General features: G+C 72.6%; 10 protein-coding genes, 1 tRNA gene and 1 pseudogene. 6 read left to right on the top strand and 6 right to left on the bottom strand.

All coding sequences use genetic code 11. The features are described 5' to 3' along the window. Nucleotides 1-86 precede the first annotated feature (86 nt). The 4 genes from IPK37_12375 to IPK37_12390 form a co-directional block, all read right to left on the bottom strand. A complete protein-coding gene (locus tag IPK37_12375; protein QQR99782.1) occupies nt 87-761 on the bottom strand; it encodes a hypothetical protein in 675 nt (224 codons plus the stop codon). Between the two features lie 196 nt (nt 762-957). Further along, the gene (locus IPK37_12380; protein QQR99783.1) at nt 958-1,320 is read right to left on the bottom strand and encodes an FmdB family transcriptional regulator; all 363 of its coding nucleotides are present in this window, start codon (nt 1,318-1,320) and stop codon (nt 958-960) included. Nucleotides 1,321-1,420: 100 nt separating this feature from the next. Next, the gene (locus IPK37_12385; protein QQS02848.1) at nt 1,421-2,995 is read right to left on the bottom strand and encodes a potassium/proton antiporter; all 1,575 of its coding nucleotides are present in this window, start codon (nt 2,993-2,995) and stop codon (nt 1,421-1,423) included. After that, nucleotides 2,983-3,885 (bottom strand): hypothetical protein, encoded by a 903-nt coding sequence (locus IPK37_12390; GenBank protein QQR99784.1) that lies wholly within the window; start codon nt 3,883-3,885, stop codon nt 2,983-2,985. Before IPK37_12390 ends, IPK37_12385 begins: the two co-directional genes overlap by 13 nt. A 102-nt stretch (nt 3,886-3,987) precedes the next feature. Here IPK37_12390 and IPK37_12395 point away from each other — a divergent pair, with 102 nt between their 5' ends. The 6 genes from IPK37_12395 to IPK37_12420 all read left to right on the top strand — a co-directional run bounded on the left by IPK37_12395 (nt 3,988) and on the right by IPK37_12420 (nt 8,390). Continuing rightward, the gene (locus IPK37_12395) at nt 3,988-5,238 is read left to right on the top strand and encodes a molybdopterin molybdotransferase MoeA (GenBank protein ID QQR99785.1); all 1,251 of its coding nucleotides are present in this window, start codon (nt 3,988-3,990) and stop codon (nt 5,236-5,238) included. Next, the gene (gene moaC, locus IPK37_12400) at nt 5,181-5,735 is read left to right on the top strand and encodes a cyclic pyranopterin monophosphate synthase MoaC (protein QQS02849.1); all 555 of its coding nucleotides are present in this window, start codon (nt 5,181-5,183) and stop codon (nt 5,733-5,735) included. The genes IPK37_12395 and moaC overlap by 58 nt, the downstream gene beginning before the upstream one ends. 47 nt (nt 5,736-5,782) lie before the next feature. Continuing rightward, a complete protein-coding gene (locus IPK37_12405) occupies nt 5,783-6,244 on the top strand; it encodes a MogA/MoaB family molybdenum cofactor biosynthesis protein (protein QQR99786.1) in 462 nt (153 codons plus the stop codon). 58 nt (nt 6,245-6,302) lie between these two features. Continuing rightward, complete coding sequence (locus IPK37_12410; protein QQR99787.1) at nt 6,303-6,923, top strand: GNAT family N-acetyltransferase; 621 nt, start codon at nt 6,303-6,305, stop codon at nt 6,921-6,923. Nucleotides 6,924-7,098: 175 nt separating this feature from the next. Continuing rightward, nucleotides 7,099-8,157: a hypothetical protein gene (locus IPK37_12415; protein ID QQR99788.1), complete on the top strand. Its 1,059-nt coding sequence runs from the start codon at nt 7,099-7,101 to the stop codon at nt 8,155-8,157. A gap of 160 nt (nt 8,158-8,317) precedes the next feature. Further along, nucleotides 8,318-8,390, top strand: a tRNA-Ala gene (locus IPK37_12420). On the opposite strand, the pseudogene IPK37_12425 reads toward IPK37_12420, so the two are convergent. After that, nucleotides 8,353-10,020: pseudogene (locus IPK37_12425) on the bottom strand (recombinase family protein). The gene IPK37_12420 and the pseudogene IPK37_12425 overlap by 38 nt on opposite strands. Before the next feature lie 404 nt (nt 10,021-10,424). Beyond that, nucleotides 10,425-11,030, bottom strand: coding sequence for a TetR/AcrR family transcriptional regulator (locus tag IPK37_12430; protein QQR99789.1), 606 nt, complete (start codon nt 11,028-11,030; stop codon nt 10,425-10,427). Between the last annotated feature and the right edge of the window lie 101 nt (nt 11,031-11,131).

Genomic DNA, 11,131 nt, shown 5'->3' on the forward strand with positions numbered 1-11,131 from the left:
CAAATCGACGCGACTTTCAGCTCTTCACTGCCACTTTCGTCGTGTTAAGGGCGCCAGTTGCGGTCGCAATTGTCCTATTTCTCCCCTCAGGAGGACCGGACCGCCGCGTGCAGGCCACCCCGGGGTCCGAGCGCGGCGGTAGTCAGCGGGCCGACGCGGTGGGCGGGGACCGCCACCGTGAGGCCGCGGGCCGCCGGCGCGGCGCCGAACGCCCCGGTATCCGCGCGATCGACCTCGATGACCACGGCGTCCGCCACCACGACCTCGCCGTCGGCGACCGCCACGAGATCGATGTGGTCCCCGGCGGCGCACCGCGCGGCGGCCGGCGCGTCGAGAAGAGGGACGTGCACGGCGCGGCTGCCCGCGGGCAGCAGGGGACCGCCGGTGCGCACCCGGCTGGTCGTCAGGAGCTCCCCGCGGCCGACGGCGGCGGCCAGGGGTCTCCCCACGGCCTGGTCCGGCGCCGCCAGGGCGGAGCCGGGGAGGGCGGCGAGCGGGAGCCGCGTGGTCGTCAGGTCGTCGGCGCGCAGCACGTGCCCGACGGGCAGATCGGCCGTGCTGACCAGGCCGGGGGCGGTGGGTGGGCCGCCCCGCTCGGCGTACGGTCCGAGGACCAACCAACAGACGGCCGACGCGCACAGGCCCGACGCGACGCGCCGCAGGACGACGCGGCGCCACGCGCGGGCGCGCGGCCCCCGGGCTGCCCGACGGAGGGTCGGCAGCCGGCGATCGCGGCGTGGGACGGGGGAGCGGGGGGACATTCGGGGAGCTTACGGCGGGTGCCGCCGCGGCCCGTCGGCTCGGGGCCAAAGCCTGGGGACAGTCGATCCGGCGGGTGGGGGTGTGGATGGGCGTCGCTCGAACCGGTTCAGTCGACCGGTGTCGCCGGGAGGGCGCGATCGGCCGGGAGTCGCCCGGGCGGACCGGGACAGGCGGGCGTCGCCCGGGCGGGCCGGGTCAGGCCGACGCCGCGGCCGACCCTGACGTCGTGGCCGAACCAGAGGAGGAGCCGCCGGACGCGGCGCCCCCGCCGGAGGACGTATCGGACCCGGCTGAGCCGGTGGCGCTGGATGACGATCCACCGCTCGAGTCGCCGGAGGAGGAGTTCGACGACTTCCCCGACCCGATGGTGGACGAGCTGGAGCTGCGGGAATCGGTCCGGTAGAAGCCCGACCCCTTGAACACGACGCCGACCGCGTTGAAGAGCTTGCGCAGGCGCCCGTCGCACTGGGGGCAGTCGGTCAGGGCGTCCTCGGTGAACGACTGCCGCACCTCGAAGTGGTGGTCGCAGTCGGTGCAGGCGTAGGCGTACGTGGGCATGCGTCATCTCCAGCGAAACGAAAGGGCTCGTCACGATCTTAACGTCCGGGGCTGGTCGACTTATGCCGGTCCCGCGAGGCCGGTGGCCGCGAACGACCGGTCAGACGTGTCGGCCGTGCCCGGTCGGCGGTCCGGGCCGGCGCGGGGGCCCCCACTTGCCCTTCGCCGGCCCCCATCCGGCCAGGCGGCCGCCCTCGTCGATCTTGTGCAGCTGCCGCTCCGCGTCCTGGCGGGTCCCCGGCGTCGCCACGATCAGCAGCTGGTCGCCCCGCCGCAACGGGGTCGTCGGGGTGGGGACGAACGCCCGACGCTCCCGCACGATCAGGCTCACGTGGGAGCCCTGCGGCAGGCGCAGCTCGAAGAGCTCGATGCCGTGCAGCCTGGAGTGCTGGCCGATGCGGACCTCCAGCAACTCGGCGCCGATGCCCTCCAGGGCGACCGTCTCCACCTCGAGGGCCACGGCACGTTCGGGATCGGTCACCCCCAGCCGCGCCGCCACCCAGGGCAGGGTTGGGCCTTGCACCACCGTGAAGACCACGACCAGCACGAAGACCAGGTTCAGCAGCCAATCGACGCCCTGGACGCCCTCGATGAAGGGCACGGTGGCGAGCACGATCGGTACGGCGCCGCGCAGCCCCGCCCACGACAGGAACAGCTGGTCGCGCCAGGAGTACGAGAACCAGGCGCATGAGGCCACCACCGACGCGGGCCGGGCGATCAGCAGCAGGACGAGCCCCAGCCCAACCGCGGGGAGCAGCTGGGGAAGCAGCTTGCTCGGGCTGACCAGCAGACCCAGCATGACGAACAGGCCGATCTGGGCCAGCCAGCCCATCGCCTGGGCGAAGCCGCGACTTGCGGTGCGGTGCGGGAGCCGCTGATTGCCGATAACCAATCCGGCCAGGTAGACGGCGATGAACCCCGAGGTGTGCAGGACGGAGGCGACGCCGTACGAGAGCATCACCCACGCGAGCACCCCGATCGGGAACAGCCCCGCGTGCCCCGAGACGAGGATGCGCATCGCGCGTCCCCCGACCCAGCCCACCGCCAACCCGATGAGGGCGCCCCCGAGCAGCTCCAGGGCGATGCTGCCGAGGAGCGCGGCGATCTCGCCGAGGGAGTACGCCGTGCCGGCGGCCTCCGCCAGGTGGTCGGCGAGGGCGACCACGATGAGGACGACGGGGGCGTCGTTGAAACCGGACTCGGCCTCCAGGATGCCGGTGAGGCGATGCGGGAGGGGGACGGAGCGCAGCACCGAGAACACGGCCGCGGCGTCGGTCGAGGCCAGGATGGCCCCGAGGAGGAGGGCGACGGACCACGGCTGGTGGAACAGCAGGTGCGCGGCCACGGCCACGATGCCGATGGAGACCGCGACCCCCACGGTGGCCAGCAGCGCGGCCGGCAGCGCGGACGGCTTGATGTCGGCCCAGTTGGTGGTGAGGCCGCCCTCGGCGAGGATCAGCGCGAGCGCGAGATAGCCCAGCACGCGGGTCAGCGACATCGAGCTGAACTGAAACCCCAGGCCCTCCTCGCCGATCGCGACGCCGATCAGCAGGTAGCTGAGCAGCGACGGCAGCCCGGTCCGCGTGGCCAGGCGAACGGCGGCGACGGCGACCACGAGGACGATGGACGACCACAACAGCCACACCCCGAGGTCCCACACGGTCAGGGACTCCAGTTCGCTGCGGGGCGGCTCGCGCTCGCCGGGGGCTCCGCACGGGCGGATCGATTTTCGCAGATCGGCCTCGCCAGGGGGAGGTCCGTCCAGCCGTGGGCGGGCCGCACCACGGCGGTCACGGCGGCGTCGTGCGGCTCGTGGGGCACGTGATCGACCAGCCCGTCGTCGTCGACGACGGCGACGACGGGGACGACGGGGGTGACGGCAACGACGGGGACCATCGGCGCGTCGTCGGCCCAATCGGCCCCGTCGGCGCGCTCGGTCGACTCACCAAGGCGCGCCATCGCGCGGTCATAGCTGCCGCCGCCCTGGCCGAGCCGCCGCCCGGTGCGGTCGACGAGCAGCGCCGGCACAACGACCAGCCCCGCCGCGGCGATAGCCGCCTGCCCCAGGGGGCGCTCGTCGCCGCCGAGCGCGACCCAGTCCAGGTCTTTGTCCGGCAGCAGCACCGGCACGATGACGCGGATCCCGCGCGCCAGGAGGTGCTCGTGCAGCGCGGTGGTCGGCGGCTCGGTGGGCAGCGCGACGTACGACGCGACTGTCAGCCCCGCCGATCCGGGCGCCGGGTCGGGATTCGTGCGTGCCGGGCGGCGGGTCGGGGGCCGGGTCTGGGGCAGCCGCGCGAGGATCGCCGTCGCAATCGCCTCGGCCTCCCGGCGGCGTCGGGGATCGTCGGCGGCCAGGGCCGCGCGGTCCCGACGCCGCGTGCGCACGCCGGCGCGCGCCGTACGTTTCGCCTCCGCGACCCCCGCCGCTCCGGCGCGCCCCGCGCCGCCCCCGTCCCCTCCGTCGGCGTCGTTCCCGCTGGTGGTGCGGTTGCCCGCTGGCGGCTCCCACCCGGAATCCTCGCAATCCCCCGAGAAGTCGCCGGGCGCGCGGGGGCTGCTCATCGGTCCAGTGTGCCCGCGCGGTTAGGGTGCATGCATATCCCGTCCCGTGCGGCTCCCCGAACGTCCCCCCGCAGCAGCCCGCTTCACCTCGGAGGTGCCGGCGTGATCAGCGTCGAACAACACCTGGAACGTATTCTCGCCACCGTGACGCGGCTTCCCGCGTCCCGGATGGGCCTGCTCGACGCGCAGGGCGCCGTGCTCGCGGAGGACGTCGTCGCCCGCGTCGACCTGCCGGGTTTCGACAACTCGGCGATGGACGGGTACGCCGTACGGGCGTGCGACGTCGCCGCCGCCGGCCCCGCCACGCCCGTCGAGCTGGACGTGGTCGGCGACATCGCGGCCGGTGAGCTGCGCGAGATCACGCTGCCGCCGGGCCGGGCGTACCGCATCATGACCGGCGCCCCGGTGCCCGCCGGCGCGGACGGCATCGTCCCGGTCGAGGACACCGACGGCGGCGCCGACGTCGTGGCGATCAGCGCGCCCGCGCAGCCGGGCCGGCACATCCGCCGCCGCGCCGAGGACGTGCGCGAAGGCGATGTCGTCGTGCGCAGCGGCACCCGGCTGGGCCCCCGCCAGATCGCGGTGGTGGCGGCGGCGGGACACGGGGCCGTCGACGTGATCCCGGCGCCGCGGGTCGTGGTCGTCAGCACCGGCGACGAACTCGTCGAGCCGGGGCGCGTGCCGGGTCACGGCCAGGTCGTGGACAGCAACTCGCTCATGCTCGTGGCGGCGCTGCGGGAGCTGGGGGCCGTGCCGTACCGGGTCGCGGGGGTGCGGGACGACGTCGACGGGCTCCTGGAGACCCTGCGCCACCAGCTCCTGCGGGCGGACGCCATCGTCACGACCGGTGGGGTCTCGATGGGGGCCTTCGACGTGGTCAAGGAGGGATTGTCGCGGCTCGGGACGGTCGCCTTCGACCAGGTCGCGATGCAGCCGGGCAAGCCGCAGGGGTTCGGCGTCCTCGGCGCGAAGAACGTCCCGGTGTTCACGCTGCCCGGCAACCCGGTCAGCGCCCTGGTCTCGTTCGAGGCGTTCGTGGCCCCGGCCCTGCGGGTCATGGCGGGGCGTCCGGCGCGCGAGGAGAACAGCGTCCGCGCGGTGGTCACCGACGGCTGGACGAGTCCCGGCGGGAAGGTGCAGTACGCGCGGGTCCATCTCGCCCGTACGCCGTCGCGGCACACCATCCGGCTCGCCGGCGCCCAGGGCAGCCACGTCCTCGGCGGCCTGTCCGACGCGAACGGCCTGGCCGTCGTGCCCGCCGACGTGACCCGCGTCGCCGCGGGGGACATCCTGACCTGCCTGCCGCTGGGCCCGGTGGACGCCGTGCGGGACGACCTGACGGAGGGGTCGTGACGGGGCCCGATGCGAGGTCGGCCACGCCCGGCGGGCTGACCCACGTCCGGGCCGACGGGACCGCGCACATGGTGGACGTGTCGGCCAAGGCCGTGACGGCGCGGACGGCGAGCGCCGCGGGTCGGGTGCTGCTGTCGCCGGTCGCGATCGCGGCGCTGCGCGAGGGGACCGTGCCCAAGGGCGACGCGCTCGCGGTGGCCCGGATTGCGGGCCTGCAGGCGGCGAAGAAGTGCCCCGACCTCGTGCCGTTGGCGCACCCGATCGCCGTCCACGGCGTCACGGTGGACCTGAGCGTGGCGGACGACGGGGTGGACATCGGGGCGACGTGTCGCACCGCCGATCGGACCGGCATCGAGATGGAGGCCTTGACCTGCGTGGCCGTGGCCGCGCTCGCGCTGGTCGACATGGTCAAGGCCGTCGACAAGCACGCCCGGATCACGGATATTCGGGTCGTCGCCAAGGCGGGCGGCCGATCCGGGGATTGGGCCGAATCGTGACGGCGCCTGGAACGGGCCCCGCCGCGCCGGCCGGGCGGACCGCTCGCGTGATCGTCGCGTCGAACCGGGCCGCCGCGGGCGTGTACGCCGATCGCAGCGGACCCGTCGCCGTCGAGCAGCTCCGGGCCTGGGGCATGGACTGCCCCGACCCCGTGGTCGTCCCCGACGGCGAACCCGTGGCCAGCGCCCTGCGCGAGGCCATCGACGCCGGGGTCGACCTGGTGCTGACCAGCGGGGGGACGGGGCTGACGCCGACGGACCGTACGCCGGAGGTGACCGAGCCGCTCCTCGATCGGCAGATTCCCGGACTGGCCGAGGCGGTCCGTCGGGTGGGGCTGGACGGTGGCGTGGCGAGCGCCGTGCTGTCCCGAGGGTTGGCCGGCGTCGCTCGGCGTACGCTCGTCGTCAACCTGCCGGGCTCCACCGGCGGCGTCCGCGACGGGCTGCGCGCCCTGGAACCCGTGCTGGGCCACGCGCTGGACCAGATCCGCGGAGGGGATCACCGATGAGCCGTCCCAGCCTCCCCAGGGTCGCCACACTCGTCGGCCTCGCCGGCGCGGAGTCGGCGTGACCGACCTGTGGCCCAGCCTGGTGCGGGTCCGCCGCCCGGCCGGTCGGCCCGACGTCGTGTTGCGGGCGCTGCGCGGCCGGGACCGCGCCGAGTGGGAGGGACTGCGCGCGGCCAACGTCGACTGGCTGCGGCCGTGGGAGGCGACCAGCCCGCAGGCGGACGGGCGGCTTCGGTTCGGCCAGCTCGTGCGGCACTACGACCGCGAGGGCCGGGCGGGGCGCGCGCAGCCGTTCGCCATCGAGACCGACGGGGCGATCGTGGGCCAGATGCACCTGACGCAGATCGTGTGGGGGTCCTCCCGCAGCGGGCAGGCCGGCTACTGGGTATCCCGCGACGCCGCTGGTCAGGGGATCGGGCCCACCGCGCTGGCCGCCTTGGTGGATCACGCCTTCATCGCGTTGGGGTTGCACCGGGTGGCGGCGTACGTCCAGCACGAGAACCTCGCCAGCCTGAAAGTGCTGGGCAAGCTCGGGTTCCGGGACGAAGGGATGCGCCAGCGCGTGCTGTACGTCGACGGCGCGTGGCGGGACCACCGCTCGTTCGCCCTCACGGTCGAGGACCTCGCCGGGGAGTCGTTGGTGCATCGCTGGAACTCCCAGGACGCGCGCGCCCGGTGAGGCCGCCCGGGGGCTCCCGGCGTGCACCGGCACGCTCCCGGCGCCCTCCCTGCGCGGCGCGGTCCCGGCGAACAACGCGCTGGTCGGCCCGGAAATCACACTGGTGTAACTCGATTCGCCGACACACCGGTACGCCTGCCGTAGCGCGACCCGCCGAGACCTTAGCGTGATGCCCGTGGGCAGCCTGATCTTCGTCGTCGTCCTCCTCATCTGGGCGACCTATCTGTCGCTGTACGTGGCGCGCCGCCGCGAGCAGGTGTCGACGGCGCGGTCCGTGGACCGCTTCTCGGCGCACATGCGCGTGCTGCAACGCCGGATGGTCAAGAGCGCGGCCGAGCCGGAGGAGACCCCCTCCTCGGGCAACACCCGCAGCTCGATCCTCGCGGCGGGGGCCCTGGACGAGGCCGGCCGCCTCGAGGAGGTGTACCGGTCTGCGGCCGCGCCGGTCTCTTCGGTGGAGCGCCGCGTGCAGGTGGCGCGGGACTTCCTCGGCAGCGTGCACAGCAACCGCGTCTTCGCGGCATGGGGCGGGTTCACCGGGGTGCTGGATCGACTCAACCCGCGGCGCCTGCGGGCCTATGCCCTGCTCACGTTCGCGCTGGCCGGGCTGGTGTCGTTCCTGCTCGCGGCCGCCGGACGGATCGGGTGGCTCCTGCCCGCGCTGTGCGCGGCCGGGGTGTTCGGGCTCCTGGCTTGGCTGCGCGTCGACCGGATGACGGTGGTCGCGGCGCGGGAGCGGCGGGCGACCGCCGAGCGCAGCGACACCGAACGCGCGGCGGCGCAGGCCCGCCGGTTGGCCGAGGCGGAGGCCGCGGAGCTGGCCCGCCGCGCGGCGGAGGCGCGCCCCGAGGCCGGCCCGTTGCCCGTCGCGCAGGAGCACGCCCCGCAGCCGAGCGCGTCGCGCCAGGCCAGCTACGAGTTCTTCGACCTGGCGGCGCTGGAGCGGTCCGAGGCGGGCGCCCCTGCGGCGGGCTCGCGGAGCCGGTCCCGGGTCGAGGCCGCCGTCCACGCCGAGGCGGCCGAGCGAGGCGCTCGCACCCCGGCCGAGTCGGCCGACCCCATCGCGGCCGACGGCTCGTGGAGCCCCGTGCCCGTGCCGCCCCCGACGTACACCTTGAAGGCCCGCGCCGAGCACCCGTTGCCGCCTGCGCTTGCGACGCCCCCGGCTCCCGTCCCGATCGAGGTGGACGACGAGTACGAGGCGGCGCTCTGGCGGCGGGACGCGGTCGGGTAGCACAGGAGCGCCACATGCGTGGCGCGTCGAGGTACGTCGTGGGGCCGCTGGTGGAGCGGCCCCCACGTCGTGTCCGAGCGCGTTTGTGCTGTTCGGAGCGGGTGTCGCGGTGGATTTCTGGGGCCCGCGAGCCGGGTGCTATCGTGGGGTCTCGCATCAAGGGGCTGTAGCGCAGCTGGTAGCGCACCTCGTTCGCAACGAGGGGGTCAGGGGTTCGAGTCCCCTCAGCTCCACCCAAAGTGTCTTACGGGAACACGCGACATCGGAAGATGTGGAGTGTTCCCGTTCGGCTTCCTTGCCTCCGGTCGCCTCGCGGACGATGGTCGCGAACGGTTCGGCGAGGCGCGGGTGTAGCTGCTCGTCCTCGGTGATCTCCAACCGGGTGTAGAACGCTTGGTTCGCGAGCCTCCTGCTTCCGTCGTCGGAGTGGGCGTAGGCGTGGTGGACGTCGGTGAGGAGCCGCAGTGAGTCGTGTAGTAACGCCCGCCCGCCGGTGTGGTGCTCGTCATGTTCCCGTAGGCGGTGCTCGATGTCTGCGAGCCCAGCTCGGATGCGGTCTTGGTGCCGCTTGAGCGTGGGCAGGTCGATGGCGTCGGCGAAGTGCGCGGCGAGGAGCTTGTCGCTCTCAGCTTCCAGGCGCGCCCGGTTCGCGGGAAGGTCAGCGAACTCCTGATCTCGGCCAGCGCCGCGCTTGTCGAACGCGGCGTCGACCTCGGTGGCGAGGTGCTGGTAGTCGTCTTCGCTGATCGTGATAGTGGCGTAGGAGTCCGCGACCAGCCGCTCCGCGACCTGCACGGGCACCGCACGGCGAGTGCAGGTGGTGCGCTTCGCAGCTCTGCCGGAGCAGACGAAGTAGGCGTAGGTCGTGCCTCTCGGGTTGGTCGCGAAGTCCAGCAGCATCCGCGACCCGCAGGTGCCGCAGTGCAGCAGCCCTTTCAGGTGGTGCGTGTGTTGGACGTGCCGGGTTGCGTGGGCGTTGCGCGCCTTCAGCAGCGATTGCACCTGATCGAAGAGGGTGGGCTCCACGATGGGCTCGTGCACGCCAGGATGGAGCACGCCCTTGTAGCGGATGACTCCGGCGTAGTAGGGGTTCGTCAACACGCGGTAGAGGGTGTTCTTCCCCAGCGGCTTTGCCGGGCGCTTCGGCGTCGGCACGGAAACTAGTCCGCGTGCGGTGAGGTCACGCAGCAGCGTCGTCACAGAGGTCTCTCCCCGCGCGTATCGCTCGAACGCCCACGCGATCAGCGGTGCACGTTCGGGATCGACCTCGACCGTGCGTACCTCGCGGCCTTGCTCGTCGGTGCGTCGGACGTTGAGGTAGCCGATGGGTGCGCGTCCGGGGGTGCCGCCTTGCGCAACCTTCTGCGTCAGCCCCTTCGTGACTTCGGTGGCGAGGTTGCGGCTGTAGAACTCCGCGATGGAGGACATGATGCCGTGGACGAGCATCCCCGAAGGCGTCTGATCGATGGACTCCGTTGCCGAGACGAGAGTGGCCCCGGCGCTGATGAGGGCTTCGTGAATCTTCACGTCGTCGGCCCGGTTGCGGGCGAGCCGGTCGAGCTTATGCACGAGACAGAACTGCACCCGGCTCGCCGCGATGAACGCCAGCATGTCCTGCAACCCGTCACGATCCGCCGAGCGTGCGGACTCTCCGGCGTCGATGAACTCGCGCACGATCCGCGCGCCCAGTTCGTCGGCCTTCCGCGCGTTCGCCTCGCGCTGGGCGGGGATCGAGAACCCTTCCTCGGTGCCGCCGCGCTCGGCCTGCTCACGCGTCGACACCCGCAGATAGGACACCGCGAGCAGCACGGGTGCGTCGGCGGCCCGCTCGGAAGCCTTGGTGTCGAGGGTGGTGGTTCCCATGGTGTGCTCCTCATCGGAGATGGCTTTGCTGATCTTCTCGGCTGCTGGGTGACGGTGGTGCAGACTTCGCGCCACCGTCGAGACGACCCGGCTGTTTTGCTCGGATGCCCTCGGGCGGCGGGAGCCCATAGGGGTCCGGCTCGCCGTTCACCCAGGCACGGTGCCGGGCGTCGGCGATGCTCAGCACCCACTCGATCAGCTTGCCCCGATCGGGCTGGTCTCGCCTCGTCGCCCGAAGGCGTAGACACCGGTCCTCAGTCCTCATGTCAGGTAGGTGCGCAGCACTTCCCAAAACGCGAGCATCCGAGCGAATTACTGCCCTCCACCGCGACCCTGATCCAGACGACACGCCTCTTGCAGATCAAGAACCGGACTAGTTCGTATGGAATTGTGATGAGGCCAGACTACTGCTCTTCGGCCGCCTCGGGCAGGGCGAATTTTGGCAGATGGAGCAGGCCCCGCCCAACAGCCGCTGCGAACAGCTCTTCCGCGAGAGCGTCGAACTCCGGCGCGAGGAATTGTGCTGCCGCGTCCGCGATGTCGAGGTCGGCGCCTGGCTCGTCAGCGCGCAGTCGCACGACGATCACGGCACGGATGTCGTCACACCAGTCCTGGGTCGCGGTTGCCAGCGACGGGAGAGCCCCGGCGACCGCGTCGGCGAGGAGCCTGACTAGGGCTTGTCCTTCCTTGCGAGCGAACAGTCGATCCAGCGCTGCCACGATGCTGGCCCGTACTTCGTCAACCTCGGAGCCATCGGGCGTGGGGCTCCCGTCGAGGAACGCGATCGTGCTCGCTCGCATGTGACTGATCGCGTCCAGCGCAAGTCCCTCCTTCCCCTTGCCGGGGAAGTGGTGATACATGCTCCCGTGACCCACCCCGGAGCGTTGCTGGAACATCTGCGGGCTCGTCGCCTCGAACCCTCGTTCTGCCAGTAGCGCGCACGCCGCCGCGACGAGCTTCTGCTTCGAGTCATACGCCGGACGACCCGGCCCACGCCGCATCTCCACCATCTCACCCACTTCTCGCCTCGCGGCCCAACTGGCAGGTCACCAATTACGTACAGACTAGTATGGACCTTGATCTGCAAGACGCGTGAGGCGTGATTGGCAGG

Source organism: Austwickia sp., assembly GCA_016699675.1.
In the GTDB taxonomy this organism is placed as follows: domain Bacteria; phylum Actinomycetota; class Actinomycetes; order Actinomycetales; family Dermatophilaceae; genus Austwickia.

Excerpts from the sequence above, each read along its gene's own strand:
- IPK37_12375 (QQR99782.1), bottom strand. The coding sequence starts at position 761 with ATGTCCCCCCGCTCCCCCGTCCCACGCCGCGATCGCCGGCTGCCGACC.
- IPK37_12380 (QQR99783.1), bottom strand. The coding sequence starts at position 1,320 with ATGCCCACGTACGCCTACGCCTGCACCGACTGCGACCACCACTTCGAG.
- IPK37_12390 (QQR99784.1), bottom strand. The coding sequence starts at position 3,885 with ATGAGCAGCCCCCGCGCGCCCGGCGACTTCTCGGGGGATTGCGAGGAT.
- IPK37_12430 (QQR99789.1), bottom strand. The coding sequence starts at position 11,030 with ATGGTGGAGATGCGGCGTGGGCCGGGTCGTCCGGCGTATGACTCGAAG.